This window comes from Novosphingobium silvae (assembly GCF_009856825.1).
Classification (GTDB): Bacteria; Pseudomonadota; Alphaproteobacteria; order Sphingomonadales; family Sphingomonadaceae; genus Novosphingobium; species Novosphingobium silvae.
Genome location: NZ_WVTD01000022.1, coordinates 1 through 22,534, shown reverse-complemented (window position 1 = coordinate 22,534; position 22,534 = coordinate 1). Strand labels below are relative to the sequence as shown.

Annotated in this window: 25 protein-coding genes and 1 pseudogene; 10 read left to right on the top strand and 16 right to left on the bottom strand. The window is 62.9% G+C overall.

What is annotated here, in order from left to right; genetic code table 11:
* Nucleotides 1-65 precede the first annotated feature (65 nt).
* From GR702_RS19140 to GR702_RS19125, 4 genes are all read left to right on the top strand, one after another.
* Nucleotides 66-461, top strand: coding sequence for a mercuric transporter MerT family protein (locus tag GR702_RS19140; protein ID WP_014072602.1), 396 nt, complete (start codon nucleotides 66-68; stop codon nucleotides 459-461).
* Between the two features lie 12 nt (nucleotides 462-473).
* On the top strand, nucleotides 474-803 hold the full coding sequence (locus GR702_RS19135) for a heavy-metal-associated domain-containing protein (RefSeq protein ID WP_004213249.1): 330 nt from the start codon (nucleotides 474-476) through the stop codon (nucleotides 801-803).
* Nucleotides 804-840: 37 nt separating this feature from the next.
* Nucleotides 841-2,259, top strand: a complete 1,419-nt coding sequence (gene merA, locus GR702_RS19130; protein ID WP_039330847.1) for a mercury(II) reductase — start codon at nucleotides 841-843, stop codon at nucleotides 2,257-2,259.
* A 91-nt stretch (nucleotides 2,260-2,350) separates the two neighbouring features.
* Nucleotides 2,351-5,320, top strand: coding sequence for a Tn3 family transposase (locus GR702_RS19125; RefSeq protein ID WP_014072601.1), 2,970 nt, complete (start codon nucleotides 2,351-2,353; stop codon nucleotides 5,318-5,320).
* Here GR702_RS19125 and GR702_RS19120 read toward each other — a convergent pair.
* The 10 genes and pseudogenes from GR702_RS19120 to GR702_RS19080 all read right to left on the bottom strand — a co-directional run bounded on the left by GR702_RS19120 (nucleotide 5,283) and on the right by GR702_RS19080 (nucleotide 13,314).
* Complete coding sequence (locus GR702_RS19120; RefSeq protein WP_160987267.1) at nucleotides 5,283-5,726, bottom strand: hypothetical protein; 444 nt, start codon at nucleotides 5,724-5,726, stop codon at nucleotides 5,283-5,285. The two genes, GR702_RS19125 and GR702_RS19120, sit on opposite strands and share 38 nt — an antisense overlap.
* Nucleotides 5,727-5,827: 101 nt before the next feature.
* The gene (locus GR702_RS19115; RefSeq protein WP_160987266.1) at nucleotides 5,828-6,295 is read right to left on the bottom strand and encodes an MFS transporter; all 468 of its coding nucleotides are present in this window, start codon (nucleotides 6,293-6,295) and stop codon (nucleotides 5,828-5,830) included.
* 18 nt (nucleotides 6,296-6,313) lie between these two features.
* Nucleotides 6,314-7,147, bottom strand: a pseudogene (locus tag GR702_RS22445) (oxidoreductase).
* Nucleotides 7,147-7,584 carry an oxidoreductase gene (locus GR702_RS22600; protein ID WP_202408382.1) on the bottom strand — a complete coding sequence of 146 codons (438 nt, stop codon included), beginning with the start codon at nucleotides 7,582-7,584 and terminating at the stop codon, nucleotides 7,147-7,149. The pseudogene GR702_RS22445 and the gene GR702_RS22600 overlap by 1 nt, the downstream one beginning before the upstream one ends.
* A gap of 23 nt (nucleotides 7,585-7,607) precedes the next feature.
* On the bottom strand, nucleotides 7,608-8,777 hold the full coding sequence (locus GR702_RS19105; protein WP_160987265.1) for a serine hydrolase: 1,170 nt from the start codon (nucleotides 8,775-8,777) through the stop codon (nucleotides 7,608-7,610).
* Nucleotides 8,708-9,793 (bottom strand): D-alanine--D-alanine ligase, encoded by a 1,086-nt coding sequence (locus GR702_RS19100; RefSeq protein ID WP_160987264.1) that lies wholly within the window; start codon nucleotides 9,791-9,793, stop codon nucleotides 8,708-8,710. The genes GR702_RS19105 and GR702_RS19100 overlap by 70 nt, the downstream gene beginning before the upstream one ends.
* Entirely contained in the window at nucleotides 9,790-10,557 is a 768-nt protein-coding gene (locus GR702_RS19095) for an alpha/beta fold hydrolase (protein WP_160987263.1), read from the bottom strand. The genes GR702_RS19100 and GR702_RS19095 overlap by 4 nt, the downstream gene beginning before the upstream one ends.
* Nucleotides 10,558-10,610: 53 nt before the next feature.
* Nucleotides 10,611-11,834 carry a tetratricopeptide repeat protein gene (locus GR702_RS19090; RefSeq protein WP_160987262.1) on the bottom strand — a complete coding sequence of 408 codons (1,224 nt, stop codon included), beginning with the start codon at nucleotides 11,832-11,834 and terminating at the stop codon, nucleotides 10,611-10,613.
* Complete coding sequence (locus tag GR702_RS19085) at nucleotides 11,831-12,712, bottom strand: AraC family transcriptional regulator (RefSeq protein WP_160987261.1); 882 nt, start codon at nucleotides 12,710-12,712, stop codon at nucleotides 11,831-11,833. Before GR702_RS19085 ends, GR702_RS19090 begins: the two co-directional genes overlap by 4 nt.
* Nucleotides 12,709-13,314: a VTT domain-containing protein gene (locus GR702_RS19080; RefSeq protein ID WP_160987260.1), complete on the bottom strand. Its 606-nt coding sequence runs from the start codon at nucleotides 13,312-13,314 to the stop codon at nucleotides 12,709-12,711. Before GR702_RS19080 ends, GR702_RS19085 begins: the two co-directional genes overlap by 4 nt.
* A 199-nt stretch (nucleotides 13,315-13,513) precedes the next feature.
* On the opposite strand from GR702_RS19080, the gene GR702_RS19075 reads away from it, so the two are divergent.
* Nucleotides 13,514-14,158 (top strand): peroxiredoxin-like family protein, encoded by a 645-nt coding sequence (locus GR702_RS19075; protein WP_160987259.1) that lies wholly within the window; start codon nucleotides 13,514-13,516, stop codon nucleotides 14,156-14,158.
* Between the two features lie 17 nt (nucleotides 14,159-14,175).
* Here GR702_RS19075 and GR702_RS19070 read toward each other — a convergent pair whose 3' ends face one another.
* Complete coding sequence (locus tag GR702_RS19070; RefSeq protein ID WP_160987258.1) at nucleotides 14,176-15,054, bottom strand: LysR family transcriptional regulator; 879 nt, start codon at nucleotides 15,052-15,054, stop codon at nucleotides 14,176-14,178.
* 462 nt (nucleotides 15,055-15,516) lie between these two features.
* On the opposite strand from GR702_RS19070, the gene GR702_RS19065 reads away from it, so the two are divergent.
* Nucleotides 15,517-16,242, top strand: coding sequence for a lysophospholipid acyltransferase family protein (locus tag GR702_RS19065; RefSeq protein WP_160987257.1), 726 nt, complete (start codon nucleotides 15,517-15,519; stop codon nucleotides 16,240-16,242).
* Between the two features lie 88 nt (nucleotides 16,243-16,330).
* Nucleotides 16,331-16,624 (top strand): hypothetical protein, encoded by a 294-nt coding sequence (locus GR702_RS19060; RefSeq protein WP_160987256.1) that lies wholly within the window; start codon nucleotides 16,331-16,333, stop codon nucleotides 16,622-16,624.
* Nucleotides 16,625-16,993: 369 nt separating this feature from the next.
* Here the strand turns inward: GR702_RS19060 and GR702_RS19055 are convergent, their stop codons facing one another.
* The 5 genes from GR702_RS19055 to GR702_RS19035 all read right to left on the bottom strand — a co-directional run bounded on the left by GR702_RS19055 (nucleotide 16,994) and on the right by GR702_RS19035 (nucleotide 20,601).
* On the bottom strand, nucleotides 16,994-17,935 hold the full coding sequence (locus tag GR702_RS19055) for a YeeE/YedE thiosulfate transporter family protein (protein ID WP_160987255.1): 942 nt from the start codon (nucleotides 17,933-17,935) through the stop codon (nucleotides 16,994-16,996).
* 27 nt (nucleotides 17,936-17,962) lie between these two features.
* Nucleotides 17,963-18,451, bottom strand: a complete 489-nt coding sequence (locus GR702_RS19050; RefSeq protein WP_160987254.1) for a hypothetical protein — start codon at nucleotides 18,449-18,451, stop codon at nucleotides 17,963-17,965.
* 35 nt (nucleotides 18,452-18,486) lie between these two features.
* Nucleotides 18,487-18,951 (bottom strand): YHS domain-containing (seleno)protein, encoded by a 465-nt coding sequence (locus tag GR702_RS19045; RefSeq protein ID WP_202408381.1) that lies wholly within the window; start codon nucleotides 18,949-18,951, stop codon nucleotides 18,487-18,489.
* 194 nt (nucleotides 18,952-19,145) lie between these two features.
* Nucleotides 19,146-19,883, bottom strand: a complete 738-nt coding sequence (locus GR702_RS19040) for a hypothetical protein (protein ID WP_160987252.1) — start codon at nucleotides 19,881-19,883, stop codon at nucleotides 19,146-19,148.
* 139 nt (nucleotides 19,884-20,022) lie between these two features.
* Nucleotides 20,023-20,601 (bottom strand): GNAT family N-acetyltransferase, encoded by a 579-nt coding sequence (locus GR702_RS19035; RefSeq protein WP_160987251.1) that lies wholly within the window; start codon nucleotides 20,599-20,601, stop codon nucleotides 20,023-20,025.
* A 277-nt stretch (nucleotides 20,602-20,878) separates the two neighbouring features.
* Here GR702_RS19035 and GR702_RS19030 point away from each other — a divergent pair, with 277 nt between their 5' ends.
* From GR702_RS19030 to GR702_RS19020, 3 genes are all read left to right on the top strand, one after another.
* On the top strand, nucleotides 20,879-21,181 hold the full coding sequence (locus tag GR702_RS19030) for a hypothetical protein (RefSeq protein ID WP_160987250.1): 303 nt from the start codon (nucleotides 20,879-20,881) through the stop codon (nucleotides 21,179-21,181).
* Nucleotides 21,182-21,259: 78 nt separating this feature from the next.
* Nucleotides 21,260-21,928: a DUF6969 family protein gene (locus GR702_RS19025; protein WP_160987249.1), complete on the top strand. Its 669-nt coding sequence runs from the start codon at nucleotides 21,260-21,262 to the stop codon at nucleotides 21,926-21,928.
* Nucleotides 21,929-21,935: 7 nt separating this feature from the next.
* Nucleotides 21,936-22,534 (top strand): Crp/Fnr family transcriptional regulator (locus GR702_RS19020; protein WP_160987248.1); only part of this gene is annotated, 599 nt, incomplete at its 3' end.

Below are 22,534 nucleotides of genomic sequence, written 5' to 3'. Positions count from 1 at the left end.
TTGAGTCTGTAGTGGCTACAGAGCCTACATTGCGAATCACTCAGTTGGAACAAGGGATTCAAGCCATGGTCTCAACGCCGGAAGCGGGACAGCCAGCCCTCACCGAAAACCACGAGCCGAAGCAGGCAAACTGGGTTGCGGCGGGCGCATTGATCGGCGCGGGGCTCGCCTCGGCTTGCTGCGTCGTCCCGCTACTGTTGGTTATGCTCGGAATTTCCGGCGCGTGGATCGCCAACCTGACGGCGCTCGAACCTTACAAGCCCTATGTCGCAGGCGTAACGCTCGCGCTGCTCGGCTACGGCTTCTGGCATGTCTATTTCAAGCCGAAACCGCCCTGTGAAGACGGTTCCTACTGCGCTCGTCCACAATCGGCTTGGACCACCAAGGCGGTGCTGTGGCTGGGCCTTGCCGTCGCCATCCTGGCGCTCACCATCGACTGGTGGGCACCCTGGTTCTATTGAAAGGAAATACCCATGAAAAAGACAGTATGTATCGCTATGGCCGTGCTGGCTATGGCTGGCGGCGGGGTCGCCTATGCAGTTAGTGGCACGGCGCAAGATCGCCCCGCGGCTACCGCAACCGCTCAGAAGCAAACCACCTTTGCCATAGAGAACATGACCTGCGCCACCTGCCCGATCACCGTGAAGAAGGCGATGGAAGGCGTCGCCGGGGTAACGGCGGTCACGGTCGATTTCGCAGCCAAGACCGCGCGCGCAACCTATAACCCGCGCCGCACCAATGCTGCTGCGATTGCCGCTGCATCAACCAACGCGGGTTATCCGGCGCGCGCTATTCAAAACTGAGCGGGGCGCCGCCAGCGCCTCAAGAAAGCGATAAGCAATGAACGACTGTTGCAACCGCCCCGGGCAGGAAGGATTTGACGTTGCCGTCATCGGCGCGGGTTCTGCCGGGTTCTCCGCCGCGATCGCCGCTGCCGATCTGGGCGCGAAAGTGGCGCTCGTCGGTCACGGCACGATTGGCGGCACCTGTGTCAATGTTGGCTGCGTTCCTTCCAAGACGCTGATCCGCGCCGCCGAAGCGGTGCATGGTGGGCTTGCCGCCGCGCGCTTTCCCGGCCTTGGGGGCGCTGTCCAGATGGATGACTGGTCCGTATTGGCGGCGTCGAAGGACGATCTTGTCACGACGCTGCGCCAAAAAAAATATGTCGATCTGCTGCCCGCCTATGAAGGTGTGAGCTATATCGAGGGCAAGGCACGCTTTGCCGATGGTGCGCTGATTGTCGGCGATGCGCCCATGAAGGTCGGCAAGGTCATATTGGCGATGGGTGCGCACGCCGCCGTGCCGCCGATTCCGGGGATGGACAGCGTGCCCTACCTAACCAGCACATCGGCGCTGGCGCTGGATCGCTTGCCCAAATCGCTGCTGGTGATCGGTGGCGGGGTGATCGGGGTAGAACTGGGACAGATGTTTTCGCGTCTGGGCGTTGATGTCACCATCTGCTGCCGAAGCCGCCTGCTCCCCGAAATGGACCCGGAAGTGAGTGCCGCGCTGAAAAACTATTTGGAAGCCGAGGGCGTGCGGGTTTGCGCAGGTGTCGGCTATCAGCGTATCGCCCAAACACAGAGCGGGGTCGAATTGACCTGCGAGGGGCATTGTGACACCGTCGCGGCGGAACAGGTGCTCATCGCCACCGGACGCCGACCCAATAGCGACGGGCTTGGGCTGGAGGAGCGCGGCATAGTGCTTGCCCGTAATGGTGGAATCGTCGTCGATGACCACCTCGAAACGTCGGTTCCAGGCATTTACGCGGCGGGCGATGTAACGGGACGGGACCAGTTCGTCTACATGGCCGCCTATGGCGCAAAACTGGCCGCGCGCAACGCGGTGACGGGCAACCAATACCGCTACGACAATTCCTCCATGCCATCCGTCGTCTTCACCGACCCGCAAGTCGCCAGCGCCGGCCTCACTGAAACGACAGCACGGGCGCAAGGCCTGGACATCAAGGTTTCGCTGCTCCCGCTCGATGCTGTGCCAAGGGCACTGGCAGCACGCGATACGCGGGGTCTCATCAAACTGATTGCCGACAAGGCGAACGACCGTTTGCTGGGCGGCCAGATCATGGCACCCGAAGGCGCGGATTCGATCCAGACACTGGTGCTGGCGATCAAACACGGCATGACCACCCTGGAATTGGGTGCAACGATATTTCCTTACCTGACCACTGTGGAAGGCCTCAAACTGGCGGCCCAAACGTTTGATAAGGATGTCGCCAAACTGTCTTGCTGCGCCGGGTGATTGCTCGGGGATCAACCGGCAACGAATGGCCTCCCTCCAGTGCAAGCCGCTTTGGTGTCAATTTTGTAATTCGCCTCAGCGGGAGAGCAAAATGGCACGACGCCGACTTCTGACCGGAGACGAGCGCCGGCGCCTGTTCGATCCTCCTGTCCAAGAAACCGCGATCATTGGGCATTATACCCTTTCTGCGGAAGATGTTGAATTGGTTGGGCGCCGCTATGGTCCAGCAAATCGCCTCGGTCTGGCTGCACAAATCGCTTTGATGCGACATCCCGGCTTTGGTCTGCAACCCGAGATCGGGCTTCCCGACGTCATTCTTCAGTACCTCGCGGCACAGTTATTCGTCGATCCTTCCTCCTTCTCTGCATATGGTCAGCGCGCGCAAACCCGTACCGATCATGCCGATCTCGTGGCGCGTTATCTTGGCATACGCCCGTTTCGACGCGGCGACCTGGCACTTGCCCTGAATCTTGCCGCGCAAGCCGCCGAGTATACAGACAGAGGTGAACCGATTGTTCGCGCCCTCATGGTTGGCCTGAAGGGTGAGCGGTTCATTCTTCCGTCAGGCGACACACTGGAACGCGCCGGTCTTGCTGGCCGGGCACGCGCACGCAAAGCTGCCGCAGCCGCAATCGTCGAAGGCCTCAGCTCTGCTGAACTGACACGGCTAGACGAACTCGTAATCAACAACCCGGATTTCGGCATGACACCGCTGGCGTGGTTGCGTAATTTCGAAGAAGCCCCGACTGCGGCCAATATCAATGGCTTGCTTGAGCGCCTGCGCTATGTTCGCGGCATAGGTATCCACCCGGTAGTTGGGGGCGCCATTCCGGAATTCCGCTTTGCCCAATTTGTCCGCGAGGGCGGCGTGGCACCGGCATTCCTGCTTTCGGATTACAGCGTCAATCGCAGGCGGGCGACGTTGACGGCCGCAGTGATCGACCTTGAGGCCAGACTTGCCGATGCCGCGATCCAAATGTTTGACCGACTTATCGGCGGCATGTTCACGCGCGCGCGGCGTGGGCGCGAGCGTCGCTACCAAGATAGTATTCAGTCGGTGGGGCAACTCATGCGGCTGTTTGGCGCCACGATTACAGCACTTGATGAGGCTGTCCAGAATGGCGGCGATCCGCTCGAATTGATTGACGAAGCGGTGGGCTGGCACCGGCTTGTTGCGGCAAAGGCCCAAGTAGATGCCCTTGCTGATCTTGCCGGCGAGGACGCACTGGTAACGGCAACCGAGCGTTACGCCACGCTACGGCGTTTCAGCCCGGCATTTCTGGACGCCTTCACCTTCAAGGCGTCTGGAACAGGGACGGCACTGATCAAAGCCATCGATGTCATTCGCGATGCGAACACACGAAAGTCGCGCGACCTTCCCGATGGCGTTCCACTGCCATTCCCCAATCGGCAGTGGAAGCGTCTCATCACCGAAAGCGGCCGTATCGACCGCCGACGTTATGAAATTGCGATCATGGCAACCTTGCGTGATCGTTTGCGCGCCGGTGATGTATGGATCGAGGGAACCCGCAACTATCAGCGCTTCGATGCCTATTTGCTGGGTCGGCGCGACGCCGCCAAAGTGGCGGATGTGCTTCCGTTCGATTCAAATGCTGCATCCTACCTCGCTGACCGGGCACGAAATCTTGACTGGCGGCTGCGCCGATTTGCCAAGCAGTTGAAAACAAACAAGCTTGAGGGAGTGTCGCTCGAACGAGACCGGCTCAAGCTTCAGCAAATGCCGCCTGTCACCCCACCGGAAGCTGAAGCCCTCGATCGCAAGCTCGATACCCTGCTTCCCCGCGTGCGCATCACCGAGCTGCTGCTTGAAGTCGCCGAACGCACTGGTTTTTTGAACGCATTCCGTGACCTGCGCTCAGGCAAGGAGCACGACAACCCCAGCACGGTACTCGCCGCAATTCTGGCTGATGGCACCAACCTCGGGCTGGAGCGGATGGCCAATGCCAGCGAAGGCGTCAGCTATGCCCAACTCGCATGGACCCACAACTGGTATCTTTCACCCGAGAACTATCAGGCCGCGCTGGCCATGATCATCTCAGCCCATCACGAATTACCCTTCGCGCGGCATTGGGGCGCTGGCACCAGTTCGTCGTCCGATGGCCAGTTCTTCCGGTCGGGGCGGAGCCGTTCAGGGGCGGCGGACGTCAATGCCAAATATGGCGCCGAACCTGGCGTGAAAATCTATTCTCACCTTTCCGATCACTTCGCATCATTCGGATCACGGATCATGTCCGCGACGGCAGGTGAAGCGCCTTACGTGCTCGACGGGCTTGTCCTGGGCGCCGGCAACCTTCCGTTGCATGAGCACTATACCGATACCGGCGGCGCCACCGATCATGTTTTCGCACTCTGCCACCTACTCGGGTTCCGCTTCGCGCCCCGGCTGCGCGATATTGGCGACCGCAAGCTGGGTTCGATCGCTGCGCCATCGACATACAAGGGCATCGAAAATCTGATGGGCCGCACCATCAAAACGGCAGCGATCGAGGCCGATTGGGATGACATCGTCAGGATTGTCGCCTCAATCAAGGATGGCACGGTGGCGCCGTCAGTAATCTTGCGAAAACTTGCCGCCTACAAACGCCAGAACAGGCTGGATTTTGCATTGGCTGAACTGGGCCGTATCGAGCGCACTTTGTTCACGCTCGATTGGCTTGAACAACCGGAACTGCGACGTGCCTGTCAGGCCGGTCTCAACAAAGGCGAGGCGAGGCACACGCTTGCCGCCGCCATCTATACCAACCGGCAGGGTCGGTTCACCGATCGCTCGCTGGAAAATCAGGAATTTCGCGCATCTGGGCTGAACCTGCTGATTGCGGCGATTTCCTACTGGAACACGGTCTATCTCGACCGGGCCGCCCAGCACCTCAACGCTGTCGGCACGACGTTCGATGCGGCACTGCTTGCGCACCTTTCTCCGATGGGCTGGGCGCACATCAGTCTGACCGGCGATTACCTCTGGGAGCAGGCCAGGCGACTTCCAGCAGGTGAATTCCACCCACTCAACGAGCCAATGGCGCGGTTGAAGCGTGTAGCGTAGCCCATGTTCCGCTTATGTCCGAGAAATCGTTGTCTGGCGAACAAAGCTTGAGGTGACGCCTATAAATCCCGCCGCCCGCGCCGCCGATGATGAAGGACGCGACCGGCAGCGTCGTCGGTGCGATGGCGATCGCGGACAGTGCGGCGGCGAGCAGCGCTGCGCAGGCCATCAGCACTTTGCAACCACCCAAGCGATCGGCCGCCGCGCCCAGTCCATATTGTGCGGCGAAGCTGCCAAGCCCAACTGCGGCCGCAGCAAACAATGGCTGGCTCCCATCGCCAGCGATGGACAGCAGTGGTGCGACACCGGCAACGCCGGTTTCGTTGATGCCGCCGAGCAGCGCTGCCGCTAGCAGCAATGCCGCGGCACAGAGCGGAAGGCCAGCAAACCGGGTAGCCTCATCCATGCCGCCGGGGGGTGTTCCAGGCTTGTGATCTGGTTCATTCACGCCAGCGATGAGCAGCCCGCATACCAATGACATGGCGGCAGCCGCAAGCCCAAGGGCCATCACATTGCCGCCCGCTGCCGATGCCAGCGTAGGTCCGGCGGCAATCCCAGGCCGACGACAGTTTCGCCAACCGAGAGGATGCGCCCACTGCGCTCCGGTGGCACGGCATCGGCGATCCAGAAGTCCTCTGCAATCCAACGTAGCCCCGTTCCAGCACCCAGCAAGCCAGTCCAGAGCCATTTCAGCGCGCCGCCGGGCAGTAGTGCGGACCCGATTGCTGCGGCAGACAATAGAGAGATGGCCAATGACGTGACGATCCTTGGTCCGGCGATGGCAACCAGGCGCGATGCCAGCGGCAAGGCGGCGAACATGGCCAGCGGCGCGATCGACCCGAACAGCCCGGTTGCCGCCGGTCCCCAGCCCAGACCGGCGACGCGCACGATCGCGGCCGGCCAAAGCAGCCAGAAGGCCAGGTTGGTAAGGCCGGTCATCGCGATGAGACGCGCAGGGGTAGAGGTGAGCAGCATGGTTGGAACGCCTTCTTGCTATGCGACGTTGCACACGCCTTTGGCGCGGGCATAGGGGCCAGGATAAGCAATGGTCGCGCCAAGCGCGTCGGCGGCACGCCACGCCCAGCGCGGATCGGCAAGGAAAGTGGTGGCGAGCGCCACCATATCGGCCTTACCATCAGCGATGATCGCCTCGGCCTGGGGCGGATCTGAAATGCCGCCGACCGCGCGGGTGGCGATTCCCGACTCGCGCTTGATCCGTTCCGCAAGGTGCACCTGATAGCCAGGCCCAAACGGAATGCCCGACGGCGGAATGACAAAACCTCCGGTCGCGCAGATATAGTCGACCCCAAGCGCCCTCAGCTGGCGTGCAACTTCGACGGCATCACCGGTATCGACGCCGCCGTCTGCCCAGTCGGTGGTGGTCAGGCGGACCCCGAGTGCGATACCTCGGAGGAGTGCGGCGCGCACCTGTTGGGCGATTATCGGCAGAAACCGCGCCTGGCTCTCGGTGGTGCCGCCCCAGCGGTCATCGCGCTGGTTCGACAGCGGCTACAGAAACTGGTGCAACAGATAGCCATGGCCGGCATGAGGCTCGACCACGTCGAAGCCGATCCGCGCGGCGCGTTCGGCGGCCTGCACGAGGGCGGCGATAACGCGTTCGATCCCCGCTTCGTCCAGCGCTTCGGGGGTTGCCCAGCCTTCCGTGAACGGAATGGCCGACGGTGCGACAGTGGCCCAGGGGTCCTGATCGGTGCGCAGCGGCTTGCCGCCCTCCCACGGGCGCGCAGCGGATCCCTTGCGGCCGGAATGTGCAAGCTGGACACCGAAACGCGTGCCCTCAGGCGCGAATCTGCGCGCTGCCGTCATCACTTTTCCAAGCGCTCATTGGTGTCGGAGTACAGCCCCAGACAGCCGTGAGTGATCCGCCCCCTCCGCTCGACATGCGTAGCCTCGGTCATCACGAGCGCAGCACCGCTCATGCCGTAGCTGGGCAAATGCTGGTGATGCCAGTCCGTGGCCGAGCCATCGTCGGCGGAATATTGACACATCGGCGAGGCGACGATGCGATTGGTGAGCGGCACCGGGCCAAGGTCGAACGGGCTGAACAGGGCGGACATATAGTTACCTTTCAAAGAGCGACCCATCGTCACGGCATAATTCGGGAATCCGCGCATATGATCGAGAACCTCGTTGTCCGATTTGAAGCCACTGATTTGACTGAGGTCGAGCATTCGTATCGTAGCATCGCGGGTGATGGATTGAAGCGCAGCGATACGCTCGCGATCGGGATCGACATGGCTCATTGAACCCAAGCTCCTTTCTCGGTTCAATGTTGTCCGGTCCGCCGGTCTTCAATGGCTACTAAGATTGAATCGTGAGCGGGATCGATCGGTCGGTTGTCCGGCTCCGGCTGGGCGCCGGTGCGGACCAGCACAAAATTTGACTTGCGATCTATGATCAGGCGCTGACCGTGGACACCAAGGGCCGCCAGTCGCTCACCGCCCATGTGCCACCAAAGGTCGCGATACGACCATCCGGGCCGGCCGCTATAGCCGCGCGCGAAGGCGTCCATGTCTCCTCCCTCGAACAGCGCGTCAGCTACGCGTTCAGCCAGCACTTGGCGGCCGTTCCAGGCGCCGCGATCAAGCAACAGCAATGCAAGCCGCGCCAAGTCCGCGGGCGCGGCGTTGAGACCTGCCCCGGCGATTTCAACGCCGTCGGTATCAAGCAGGAAATGCGCGTCGTGCGCCGCTCCCATTGGGTTCCACAACAAGGTTTCGACCAGCGTCGACAAGCGCACTCCTGTGCTGGCGGTCAGCACGGCACCGACGACATCGGCTACCGGAGTGCGGTAGGAGAAGCCGGTCACGGTTGGGCGGCGCGGCAGCGCGGCGAGTTGGCCGCGCGCGCCGCCGTTCGCATCGCCCCAATATCCGCGCGAATAAGTGTGGATATCGGCCGCCGGATCGGCATAGGTTTCATCGAAAGCGACACCGTCCTCCATGTCCAACAGCCCCGCCAGCGTCGCGTCACCAAACGCCGTGCCGGCGAGATCAGCTAGATAGTCACTGACCCTACGTTCGGCGTCGACTTCGCCTTGAACTATCAGCATGCGCGCGACCAGGCCGACCACGGACTTCGTGATCGAGAACAGCATATGGGGGCGCGGATCGGACGCCGCGCCGGCAGGGTGCTCGGCCGACACTGCGCCACCGGTGAGGAGGATTGCGCTTGTTGCGTGCGTCTCGGCGAGAAAGGTCTCGAAGCCTTCAGGTCGCCACGGGGTGCCTAACTGCAGCGGGCGCGGATTCGGGGAGGCGGCGACTGCGCATGTGGGGAGGAAGTGAGCAGTGTTGCGAAACGACCAGCGCGACCAGCGGGCGTCTTTCCAGCGTGTGCGGTCAAAATCCTGAGGTGGCGGCTCGATCATGCAGTTGGAGGGTAAATGCTGATGAGGCGCCGCTCTGCCATCCAGCGCTCCAGAAATGTTCGCCACGGCTCGGGCCGAAATCCACGGCGCCGATTGGCCGCGCCGATCGCCCAGAGCATGCCAAACTGGCGGAACAGGGTGCGGTATGCATCGCGAAGGCGCATGCGGCTATCCCATATGTGCGTCGCTTCGGCACCCGCGCCGTTGACTTCGACGATCGTGAAATCCTCGCCGCGCCGGAATGCTTCGAAATCGGCAAAGCGAACATCAAAGCGACCGAACCAGAATTCAGGAATATCGCGCGCGATCGCGTCGAACCGCCTCTCGAGCGCCTCGGTGATATGGCGCGAACCATCGCGGAAAATCGCGCCGCGGCTATGACTACCGGCAAAAGCGAGCCGGACACGCTCGCCGTCCGGTACAATCTGGTCAAGTCGCGCCTTATGTCGAGGCAGGTAGAGATGCGGGAGCTGGCCGGCGCGCGGATCGCGGCTGATAAGCTCACGAAGCGTTGATAAGCCATCGCCCGTGACATGCGGAAAATGCTTGAGCGTGAGCGAAAAGATCTGCCCGTGCTCCGTCCCCGGCTCACGCACATAGAACACGCCGGCCTCTCCCTCTACATCCACAAGCTGCTGAAGAATGATCGTCTGGCCGAGCGGAAAGCCCGCAAGATAGTCAGCCAACTCGATCTTGGTCCGGACCGGGCGGACGCCCGCCCCGCGGCACCCCAAATCCGGTTTAGCGACGACCGGCAGCGCCAGCCCGGCGCGATCAAGCGCCACAAGCGCGTCGGCCGCTGCGTCCGAAGGGGCAAGCCCGTCGCGCATCACGGTCGTAAACGGGGCGATCCATTTTTTCGCCTCGGCGCCCGCTTTGCCGAGCACTAGGCTCTTGGACTCACCCACCAGCCCGCTCGCCGGCAACCCCGGATTGGCAACTAGGGGAAGCCTGACCCCGCGATGACGCAAAGCCAGCCAAACAGCCCATCCCCAGACCGGTAGATAGAATAACCCTGGCGACCAGAACTCGAAACGCGACAGCGGCGGCGCCGGGTCGAGCGGAGGCATCGCCGCGCTCATCGGCGCGCCAGCACCGTGAGCGCGCGCTCGATCGTATCACGGCGTTCCCAGGGTATAAAATGCCCCTGCTCCGGCAATAACTCTACCGTTAGCGGCTTGGTGCCAGCCAAATGCCTGCGCATGAACGCGACATTCTCAACCGGCACCAGCGTATCGCTTGTGCCGTGGATAATGGTCACTGGCAGCGTGAGCTTCTGCAGTCTCGGTTGGAGGACATCCAGCTCGCCCTTAAGAGTTAGCAGTTCGCGATTGGCGTTGCGCAAATGACGCGGCAGCATATTCCGCACCCCCCACCATTCGCCGACCGGCTGCATTGGATGTACGCGTTCCAGTTCCGGATCGAGTGATCCGGCAAGGATCAGCAACGCATCGATCCGCCCTGACAGGTCAGCGGCCGCGCGGGCGATGATCGGCCCGCCGAGCGAATGGCCGACCAGTATTGGCCATTTGCCCGATCGTTGTTGCAGGAGCGGCGCGAGCGCGGCGGCCTGGCGCTTCAGAGACGGCTCCGCATCATCGGGGTTCGATGCGCCGAACCCGGGCCGGTCGATCGCGATATACTCAAAACCTGGTGGGACATGCAGCAGATAGTCAGCCCAGCCGCCCGCCTCTCCCGGCGAACCGTGCACGAAAATGACGCGTCGGCCATCAGGATCGCCGGCGCGCAGATAGCTAACCTTCGATGCCGTGCCGCCCGGCAGCGCGAAATAGCCGCGCTCCAATCCGGCAATCTCATCGGACGTCGCCGTCGGGCCGGCCGGCATTGAGCAGCCTCCGCCGACAAGGAACGCCGCCGCAGTCAGGATTCTAGCCAGCACTACGCCGCGCACTTGAACAGATGGCGCGTACCCGCTCTGGCGCAGTCCAGGATCGTGCCGAACAGCCGGCGCTGGACAGTGCTGCCGCCAAGCAGGTGCAAATCCTTCGCGACTGCGCCGAGGCGCTGTGAAGCGCGGACGTGGTCGCCGAAAGCGAAAGAAGCCAGCCCGTCAGCCGCGTCAAGGGCGATACGGCGAGAGCGCTGACCAGAGGCAGCCGCATGTGCAAGCGCGGCGAGCAACTCGTCGACCGCCTGTCGGTCGCCGGACCGCGCCAGCGCATAGGCGTAGTGGAGGTCGAGAAAGCCATCTAGCGCATCGGCGCGGCGCGGTCGGATATACGTTGCCACATCCTCCCAGCGGTCATCAACGTCGACGCCAGCGAGCTCCAGTCGAGCCAACAATGAGACGGCATTCACCTGATCTTGGACATAATCCTTGCGAACGGCCCAGATGCGGTCATGGTAAAGCGCTAGCGCGCCTTCGGTGTCACCTAAAGCAAGGTGGAACAGCGCCGCGTGCCACCAATTATGCGTGTAAAGAAACGACGTGCAGTTTGCCCACGCCCCGGAGTGCGCGCGCATCCACGCCTGGCCCTCTTCATACCGCCTTTCGGCATCGAGTACGTGCGCGAGCGCATGATGCGCCCATGGGTCGGGCGCGATCTCGAGCGCCGCCCTGGCAGCGCCTTCCGCTTCGCGTGTGAGCCCGGTCTGATCAAGCGCGAAGGCCAGCATTCCAAGGACGCGTGGTTCGCGCGGGACGGCGGCAGCGATCGGCGTCATCGACTCCAGCATCGCTGCCACATTCCCGGTTGAGAATAAGAGATGCTGGAGCAGTTTGCCCGCGAACAGATCGGTCGGCTCTTGGCTGACCCATGCGGCCAGGATCGCGGTGGCGCTGGCAACATCGCCAGCCGCCCACCTCTCGATCGCTACCGTCAGTTGCGTTTCGCGGACGCTCCCAGCGGCAAGATTGAGCGCGTTGGCCGCGAGCGGGCTTGCCCGGTCATGGCCGTCGCGCGTTCCGCGAAAAAGGTGTAGCGCCGCTGCATAGCTGGTTGCGAGCGCGCATTCCGGGTCGAGCGGAAGCGCGTCGAACAAGGCGGCAGCTTGTGAGCCGTAGTCGAGCACCTCTTCCTCAAAGCAATGCAGCGCATCGGCGAGTGCGGCCGAGCATGTCGTGACTGGAAGGCCGCGCGGCGTGAGAACAACGGTCATCATCTTGTTTCTCCGTCCAGCGCTGACCGCCGATCTTGTAGAATATTGCTCCGGCTAGGCAAGAAGGAGCGGCGTGTGTCGGCCGCATAGGCGGCAGGGGTTAGGCCCACGAGTTCGCGAAAACGGCGCGTCATGTGGCTTTGGTCGGCATACCCACAAGCGGCCGCGACTTGCCCCGCGGGTTCGCCCGCAGCGAGCAGCCGTCGAGCAAGGTCGATCCGGATCTGCGTTTGGAACTGCCACGGGGTGAGACCGGTTTGCGCTTTGAACACGCGCAACAGGTGAAATTTGCTCAAGCCTGAAACCGTGGCCAGGATTTCGAGCGGAACGCGCCGTCGGGCATTGGCTGCGAGATAGTCGCGGGCCCGTGCGACAGCCTGTGGCTCGCGCCCGTTCAGCGGACGGTCGACGCGCAGAATACGGTGCCGGGCGACGCGGCTCAGGAAACCGGTCAAAGCCTCTTCCCTAATCAGCGCCTCGTCCTCGGCCTTCAACAGCGCAAACAGCAGCCGCAGTTCTCCCGCAAGTTTGTGATCGTCGAGTACCGGGTCGGAAAGACGCGGCGCAGTGGTCACGCGCCCAACCGACAGGACCGCTTCGAGGATCAGCGTTTCAGGAATATAAAGCGCCTCATAGGCCCATGGTTCACCTTCGCCGCAACCGCCTTCGTGGACCACCCCAGGGTTAATGGTGCGCACCTGGCCCGCTCGGCTCTGCCAGCGCTCGCCGTCCTGGATGATGTGCTCTACCCCAGCGATCGTCAGCCCAATCAGATACTCCTGATGGGCGTGCGGCGGAAAACGGTGCTGGCGATAGGTCGCGCTGATATGCTCGATGCCAAGGTCGCGGTGCATATGAAAGCTGGCGCGCTCGGCGGTCATACAGGAACCGCCGTGACAGCGCCGCGCTTAATGAGACAGGAGACGATCCGTGGCGCCAATAAAAACACAGCGATAAGAGCGGCGGGCAGCGCCCAGCTTAGCATACCGTAGCGTTCTAGCCCCGACATGCCAAGGCGGCTTGCCGCCCAGTAAAGAGCCGGAGTCCACACCAGAGTCGAAAGCGCGATCACAATCACGAAACCGCGCACGGGCACACCCAACGACCCTGCACCGGCGAAAACCGGTAGGCGAAGGCCCGGGGTGAAGCGCGCGATCAGCACCATCCCGAGTGCATGTCGCTTGAGCCAGGCGAGGACTGGACGCAGACCAGCCCCGCCAAGGAAGCGCGCCACCAAGGGAAAATGCGCGGCGCGGCGCGCCACGTAGTAGACGGCAAGGTCACCGAGGATCGTGCCTGCAACGAGCGCGGCCACCGCGATCGTGCCGTCAATGACCATGTGCGAAGCGAGCAAGGCCACCGTCACGGTTGCGACATCCTCGAGGATGAAGGTCGCGACGACGATCACCAGGACCAGCAGCACCGGCTGGTTAGCGACGGCCATTAGGCCGCTGGTGAGAAGGTCAGTCGCAGTCGCAGTCACGTCAGGCACTCCAGGTCGCGGCCGTTGTCATCGGCCGTGACGCTGCAATGCCCCGCGCGCGCATGCAAAGGAAATGCCGGGTCACGATCCTTTTGATAGCCACCACGCATGATGACGCTGCGCTTGCATGTCAGCCGTGTATGAAACTGATAGTAGCAACGCGCTTCCCTTTTACGCTCCCAACTTCCATCTTCCACTCATGAAAAACACACCCGCCCTTTCCGAACTGCTCGATGAATGCCGCGACTCCACTCCCGAATGGACACCGGTTTATGACGCCTTCGTCGCCAAGCTGCGCAGGGGCGCGGTCGCCGAAAACGCCCCTAAGGTCGGCGAGCGTTTCCTCGATTTTGCCATTCCTGACGCCCTCGGGAGGTATCGGTCACTAACAGAATTGGTCTCCGATGGGCCAATCGTGCTAAGTTTCAATCGCGGCGGCTGGTGCCCGTTCTGCCACGGCGAGCTGAGCGCGTGGGGCGAACGCGTCGACGCGCTCGCCGCCGCCGGTGGACGTTTTGTCACGATCACCGGCGAGGTCGGCGGCCGCGCGGAGCGGCTTCGCGATCTGATCGGACCCGACGCCTCGATCCTGTGCGACATTGATCACGGGCTCGCGCTTTCGGTCGGCCTGGCCTTCCACTGCGATGCGGACCTGCAGCAGCGCTACCGGGCCTGCGGCCTTGATCTCGCCGACATTTATGGCGGACCGGGTTGGATCCTGCCCGTCCCGGCTACTTTTGTGATCGACCGCGAGCAGACGGTGCGCTTCGCTTTTGCCGACCCGGATTTTCGCGTCCGTGCCGAGCCTGACGATGTCATTGCCGTAGTCGCTGGTTTGGGTTGATGCCGAGTGGCCGTCGATTAACGATCCGGCCACTTGCGAGCGCGCGCCGCGCGCACAAAGGCGTCGGCCGCGGGTGAACGTTGGCGGCCGGCTATACCCGCCAGGATCACCGGGGCGACCAGTCCTTCATCCATCAAAGCGAGCGCGCGGAGGTCGGCGTGGAGCGGTGCAGGCACGGGCAATAGTGCGCTTCCGAGACCCGCGAGTAGCAACCGGTCGGCTTGCCTTGGCCCTGACACTTTATGCCGAAAGGCGACCTCGACGCCCGCGTTCCCGGCAACGGCGCGCAGCCGTGCCGTCGAGTCCTGGCCGCAGTCTATCCAGGGCTCTTCTATCAAATCCGACAACGACGCATCATCCCGTCCAGAAAGGCGGTGATCACCCCGCGCAACCATATGGTAATGCTGTTCGAAAAGCGGCCACGGATCGAGCCTGTCGTGCACGTCGGGGGGCGCCTCTATCACGATAAGATCCAGGTCACCTTTAAACGCCAGTTCAAGCAACTCCGCTGAGCTTCCTTCCGACGTGGACAGCTCGAAGCCGTTGAGCCCACATGCGACCTCCGCCAACACCGCATGCAATTCGTTCGATTCGACTGACGATGCGATGCCGAGATGAAGCGGTGCCACCTGTGCCTTGCCAATCCCTTTGGCCAAAGCTTTTGCGGCCTGAGCCGCCTTATAGGTCTGTTCAAGTAAGGGTAGCATTTGCCTTCCCAGGTCAGTCAAATGGGTCAGAGCGCGTTCGCGACGAAACAGCAGCCCGCCCAGTTCATCTTCCAGCTTCTGCACCGCGCGGGTTAGTGACGGCTGAGTGACATTGCATTCCTCAGCAGCGCGCGTGAAGTTCAGAGTGCGGGCAACCGCAAGAAAATAGCGAATTTGGTGCATCTCCATGGGACGTATCTCGCGCGAACCTGAAAACCGAAGTTACGCGCACTCAGGATGCGCGCTAGGATAAAATTGCTGGCCGCGACAACATGCACGCTGCGCCATACATATGATGGCATAGGTGGACGGCCGCGGAGCCGAACTATAGACAGCGATGATTTTGTGACAACATCCAGACTGGTAAGGACCTTTTCAATGATCAGCGTCGCACCGCCGTCCAGCCCGCTTGGTAGACCGACAACGCGCTCACCATCCGCAGCACGGGGGCCTAAGTGTGTTCGTGAACGCGATCTATCGGCGCGGCGGCGCACGCGCCAACGGTCTGGCGGCGTTTCTGGCGGCCGACTTTACCCATGCTCAGCTAAGCTTTATGGCGGGAGGAAGGGGACCACTTAATTGAGCTCGACCGTAGTGCCTGTCCCGCCCAGCAATCTGTCTTCGGTCTCTGACGGAGTTAGATGGCGACGAATGGCGCGGCGCGCGCGCCTGTTTCTTGTCCTTGGCGCTGCATTGTTCATTTTGCTTCCGCCGCGGTTGCTCAGCGAGAGTGCCGCGCCTGGCCGACCGTCGCTTCTGGGCATGCTTTTTCAGCGCTTGCTGCTTTGGGGTCTGCGTATCCGGGTCTATCGTACGGGTGACCTCGACCCCAACGCTCTCATCGTTGCCAACCACATCAGCTGGACGGATATCCTCGCATTGGGATCACTGCGGCCAATGGCATTTATCGCGAAGTCCGAAGTTAGCAACTGGCCGCTGCTTGGGTTGCTGGCCCGGCTCAACGGTACGGTCTTTGTCCGTCGCGGTGAGCGATCCTCGGTGGTCCAGCAGGTCGCGGCGGTGTCGGCGGCGCTGGTGCGTGGCCCGGTCATCCTATTCCCCGAAGGCACCACCGGGAACGGCGCCGAAGTCCTGCCTTTTCGTCCGACGCTGTTCGCGGCGGCGGGAGAGGGGCGCGTCCAGCCAGTCTCCATCCTTTACCGGCCCCGTGGCCGAGCATGGCGAGTTGGAGAACTCGCCCGTTTCAGTTGGGATGGCGACAAGGAGTTCTGGCCACATTTGCTCGAGGTCAGCGGTGGCGCGGCGATCGACTGCCACGTGATGGTACATTCCCCAGTGGTGGCGGATGTCCGCGACCGTAAGGCGCTGGCAACCTTATGTCGCAGGATCGTGAGCGAGCCGCTGGATCTGACGTGATGAGCCGAGAACTACGTGGATTGCGGTAGCCGGTCTGCGGGTCGCGATCGTTCAGGCCGCACCGATGTCATTATCGATCGATGCGGGGATGCGGGACCTGCTCCCGCGTGCCCAGTCTCTTGCGGCGTCCAGCATCGCGCTGGCCGCGTATGGCGAAAGCTTCATCGACGGCTACCCGCTCCGGTTCGATGTCGCAACTGGAGCCGCAATGTGGCAGGCTGAAGGGACGACGGCGCTACACCGCATTCTCCTCTCCCGAGCGTTTCGGCGAAGCGATTCACGGCTTGAGCCCGTCCAGGCGCTTATGGATGCGAGCGGCATGCTGGTATCTTTGGCGCGCATGAACGTCTCGGAAACAGCCTGTTCAACACGCAATATTTAGTGCGCGCAGGCGCGACGCCGCTTCTCCATCGCAAGCTGGTTCCAACCGATGGCGAGCGGTTGCTCCGGGCACAGGGTGACGGCTCGACGCTTGAAGCACACCACGCCCCGTGGGGCATCGTCGGTAGGCTTATTTGCTGGGAGCACTCTTACACAAGCAGCTTGAGCCGATGGCGTGCCTTCGCGCTATTTGAGAAACTCCCTCAGGACAACGCCCCTCGATCCGCTCGACATCCTTCACGAGGTAGCTGCCGGAATACTCGTTGCGGAAGGCTAACCGCTATCTCCACCGACCCGGCGGACTCACCGGTCTCGGCTCATCGCTGCCTGGCGACCGCGCATAGTCTTTCGGTTGAGCATGCCCACACCATTACATCGCCGCGCGCCGCCTAAGTCGCGACGAAAGGGCCAACGCACCGGCGGCGCCGACAACGAGCGTCAGATAGGCCACCGGCGCATGCGGCGAAAGCGCGGGCAGCGAATGTAGGACTAGAACATCATTACCGCCGGGGATCAGCGCGGCGGCGACCCCCATTATCGTGCCGCCAAGCAGATGCTTGGGTACGTCGCGGGCGTTCAACTGAATTCGGAAGCGATCGAGCCGGCGCGCACCGAGCGCGGCGCCGATCAGGCAGGCAATGAAGATCAATGCAAGGTCTAGGTCGGGTATGCCACCGGCACGCATGTGGGCCAAGCCGCGCTCGATCGCAATTGTGTAGGCCCATGAGCCATGAAGTGCGTAAAGAACCCCGCCCGCAACACCCATGACGAGCGCGGCACGCTCGGGCGCCCAACGTCCCAAACTGCTTCCTCGTCGTCGTTCAAGCATGAGTTCCCGAACGCAGAAGGCGACAGCCAAAAGCAATGCCAATGCGCCAACAAGTGTCGGGGTTTCGAGCGGGCTGGGGCCGACCACATCGAGCGAAACGTCAAACGCCGGTGCGTGCCGCTGAAGGAGATAGCCGAAAGCCAGGCCAGCGAGCGTCGCTATAAAACTCGCATCGCCGCCTCCGAGCCTTATCAAGGTGCCAAACGAGCAGCCGCCGTTGATTGCCGCGCCGACGCCGAACAGGAGTCCGCCGGCGACTGTGATCAATCCAGGGGCGGCGATGACGTCGAGCTGCTCTCCGTTGATCAACCAGGCAAGCGGCAGCGTGACCGCGATCACCCAGACGCTGCAACGCAGGAACGATAGAAAAACGCGAGGCGACTTGCCTTCAAGCAGTGCCTCGATGCCGCTCACAACGCAAAGGCTTCCGCGTTGTGCGGCGTAGCCAAAGGCGACGCCGCACAACGCGGAGATGAGCAGCATCAGCGGCGCCGACATAGATGCCGCTGATCAGGCGGTGGCGCGGCGCGCCGCGGACCCCGGGATCAGCGCACGAACGCGATCACGATCGATCCAGAGCAACATCGCGGCGGAAGCCCAGACACCGCAGGCCATCGCGAACAGCAGCCCGCCATCCCGCGTGCCGTCAGTATTGAGCACCGACACACCGAGCGGGGTGAATAGGTGGAAGAAGATCGCGCCGGAGATCACGCCGAGCGCCAGCAGCGCACCGACGGGACGGATCCCGCGAAATTTCGGTGCGAGGCTCGCGAGCAGGAGCAGGCTCGCGACCAGCTCGGCGGTGCCGACGACATACTGCGAGGCAACGCCGTCAGGCGCGAAGATGCCCGGAAGCCCGAGCCCACCCGCCCAATCATTGAGCGTCCCGAAGATATACTGCGTCTCGGGCGAGTCGGTGAACTTGAAGAACAGCGACTGCACGAACACAAAAGCGATGAACAGCACGAGCGCGATCGGCGCTTTACGAAGGATGGCCATGGCTCAGGCTCCTTTAGGGGATCGATTGGCGAGGCTTAGCTCGCGAGGATCTTCGGCCAGTTCTTGTTAGCCGACGCGATGAAGCCGGGGATGTTCTTCTCCCACTTGTTGCCGATCTCGCGGTTGTAGTTGACGTACAGCTTGCCGCCGACGATCTTCCACACCTTCGGATCGCCCGAAGCAGTATAGCCCTGGCTCACGGCCCAGGCGCAATAGCCGCCATACTGCGGCGCGTAGGCGGCCGGGTTCGCCTTGAACTTGGCGAGGTTGGCAGCGCTCGCGAAGCGGAATTCGGCGCCCTTGTAGACGGTCTTGAACTGGGCGTTGCCGAGGACAGGGCGCCCTTGGGTGAAATAACCGACCGAATCGTACCCATCGAGGGCGACATTGCTGAAGGTGCCGGTGTAGACCGCGTCGGTCTTGGCATGGGCGACGCTCGGGAGCGCGGCGGCGGCCATCAGGCCGGTGGCGATAAACGCGAAGAGTTTGGGGGTACGCATTGGGTTCATCCTTTCAAGTCTGTCGGCAGCGGACGGGGGTATCCGCTGACGTGACGCTCAAATGCCCCGACCGGTGCGCAAGCGGAAATGCCGGTTGCCTATGCTTTCGATACACGCGCGGATGATTGAAAGGTCGCGAGCCGTTGTGTGCGATCTATCTTCCGGAACACAAACGGGCAGCGCTCGCCTTCCCGCTAGATTCGCGTTGCGTCGCCGATGCTGATCGCATGCGGTTGTCCGCGATGCAGATGGAGCTTTCCAGACACCCGAACGTGCGCCCCGGCTTGCAGGCTCGCGGCCGCATCGCTGCCGGCCATGTCGATCGGCACCAAGTAGCGATAGCCATCGGGACGGAAGTGAAGCTCACCCGCGACTTCGTGCACACTCCCTGTCAACACACCTCGCCGGCTTTGGTCGGTCAGCACGCGGACGTCGGGAGCGGGCAGCAAGGGCGTCTCGCGTCGCATCTGTTCCTCCAGCGCTCGCAGCCCGCGCGCGCGCACGGGGTCCATGATGATGATGGTCTCGCGGGTCGTCACCACTTCGATCCGCTCGACATGATGGTGCTCGATCACCGTCGCGCCCGCCTTGCCAAGCGGTGTGACGCCCGCCTCGTCCGGCGACATCGCGAACGCGATCGCCGTCGCCACCGTGCCAGCGAGTGCTGCGCCCGCGGCCGTCACCTGGATCGGCGCCTTATTGAATTCTTTGACCGCCGCTCTTCCCGCTTTGGAGCTGCGGACCGCCTTCATGATAACCGACAGGCTGCCGGGCTCGAGCGCGGTCACCCGCAGCTCTGCACCGGCCTGACGTGCTACAGCTGCTGCGCGCTGCAGGAACTGACCGAGATCGCTCGCTTCGATTCCCGCCTCACTCGCGAAGTAAAAGGCGAGCTCATCGTCCTCTAGCTCGAGGTCCCTTGCTGACGCCACACGCACGCTCCTTGATGTTGGACGAGGTCTAGCAGGCGCGAGTGCACGCACAATCGCCGCCAATAAAAGCGCACGCTTCCACAAGTGGCGACATCGCCGGTGAGTGGGGCGGCCGATGTCCAGCCGCCCCCGCCGCCGGTTAGAGCCGCTTCCAGAAGACGATCTTATGTTCTCCGTCAGTGTAGAAGTCGCGGATGCACGCCGCTTCGACAAAGGCGCGATTGTGATAGAAGTGGCGCGTCGCCGCATATTGATCGATCGACGAGGTCTCGACCAGCAAGATGCGCCCGCCCTGTCCGCGCAACTCGTTCTCCAATGCCGATATGAGCACGGTTGGGACACCCCTTCCCCGCATGTCGGGATCGGTGGCGATCGCCAGAAGGTTGAAGGTACCCTCGGTCATGCGCTCCGGCTCTGCATAGGCAAACCCAACAACCACGTCGTCGATCTTAGCGACCAGCCAGTGATGCGGAGCCGTCCGCTCGAGGAACGGCGATGCCATGTCTTGCAGCATCTCCGAGGGAAATAGCTCGACACGATCAAGGATGCGCCGAAGCGCGGGCAAATGCGCGCGCTCAAGCGCATAGATTTGAATATTTGGCATGGATTGACCTTCATGTACTGCCACTCGGCAGTAGATTGACTGTGGACGCGAGAAAGCATCCGGCAAAAGCACCGGATGATCGCGCCGAGACGGCTCTCCATCGCGGGAGAGCATCCAGTCAGAGGGTCATCTAATCTCCATGCTGGGGAGTTCCCAGCCAGCAACCCGTTCGCCACAATCGCGTGACCGGGTCAATCGTAAACGCGCGCTCCCTTGTATGCGCATCCATCTCACCCCGACCTGTGGCTATCGGCGCGTCAGGCATGAAACGGATAGCCCATCGGCATTTCCGCGCGTCCGCTGTTCCCGGCATTGAACGAGCGTCGGAGCGGGACCGGGAGACCGAACCCTCTTCCGGCTCTCTGACCCCCCCTTCTACGGAGTGCCAATCATGACCAAGTCGACCCCCAACCTTCTCGCCCTTCTCGCCGTCGCCGGCGGCCTCGCCGTCGCTGCGCCGGTCGCCGCGCAAACCTACAATCCGTGTAGCCCCGCCGCGCGGGCTGCGAACCCCTGCGCTGCCAATCCCTGCGCCGCCAAGGCGAACCCCTGCGCCGCGAAGGCCAATCCGTGCGCCGCGAACCCGTGCGCCGCGAAGAGCAACCCCTGCGCCGCCAATCCGTGCGCGGCCAAGGCCAACCCCTGCGCGGCGAACCCCTGCGCCGCGAAGAAGAAGTCGCGCAAGCCCCGCTAAGCGCGCGACCGGCGGCCGGCCTTCCTCCCCCTCCTCGGGCCGGCCGCCTTTCTTTTCCTCGTTCGTTCAGGACGAGCCATGCTCATCGATCCCAAACTGACCGGCACCGAGCGCCGCGCCGAAGCAGCGGCCGAACTGATCACCGCGACCGTCGCGATGGCCGCAAGCGGCATCCCGCTGATGCTACGTGTCGTGCCCGACAGCAATTACCGGGTCTGGGACCACTATCCCCCCGATGACGCCGTCGATGCCAAAACCGGCGCGCGCTGGTTCTACCACGCGCATCCCCCCGAAGAACGCGACGCAGGCGAGCACGGCCATTTTCACCTATTCCTGGACCGGGACACGTTCGACGGCCTGCAGCCGCGCGCCAAACCGCTCGACCCCGAAGCGCCCGACGCCGGCGTGGTGCACATCGCCGCGCTGTCGATCGACCTCAACGGGCTGCCGACCAAGCTTTTCACCGTCAACCGATGGGTGACAGACGAATGGCTGTACGACGCTCGCGCAATCCTCGAGCGGCTCGAGATGTTCGATCTGAGCGAAGCATCTGAGGGCGACGACCTCGTCAACCGCTGGCTGACCGCCGCCGTCGCGACATTTGTCCCCGAAATCGAGCGTATTCTCATCGCGCGCGATCTCGCGCTCGACGCGGTTTCCGACGATTTCTTCGAGGATCGCTCGGCTGAAATCCTGTCATCCGTCGATATCGACCTCCAACATCGCGTCACTGAACTCGACCGCTGAACGCCTCATGGAGCAAGCCGTTTTTGCCGACCTGTTCGACAAACGCGGCGGAGCCCGGCTATGCGTAGCGGGCGGCCAGGCGCTCTACGAAGCGGGAGCGCCCGCCGAGGCGGTCTATTTGGTCGTCGCCGGCACCTTCGCGGTGTTCCAAACGGTTGCGGGTAACCGCAGCCTCCTTGGTCTCGTGCGTAGCGGCGAGATTGTCGGTGAGGCCGCAGTGCTCGCCGGCGCACCCCGTTCGGCGACGGTCGTCGCGCTGCGCGACAGTGAAGTCACCCTCCTGCCCGCGCCTGCCTTCTTCGAAACTGCCCGGCGCCGGCCCGAGGTCATGACCGAGATCGCCCGATTGCTTATTCGCCGTGCGCAGCATGCAAGCGCGCCAGCGCGCTACGCACCGCCCAAGATCATCGTGCTGTCCACGCTCAGCGAGCGGACCGATGCCCGCGGGTTGAGCGAGCGGCTTGCCCGCGCTCTCCGTTGCGAAGGGCGATCCGTCGCGGTTCTGGGCGCTGGGGTCGGCACGCGGACGCCCGCGTGGTGGAGCAAGGTCGAGGCGGAGAACGACGTTGTCTTGTGCGCCGTCGGCGCCAACGACACCGATTGGGC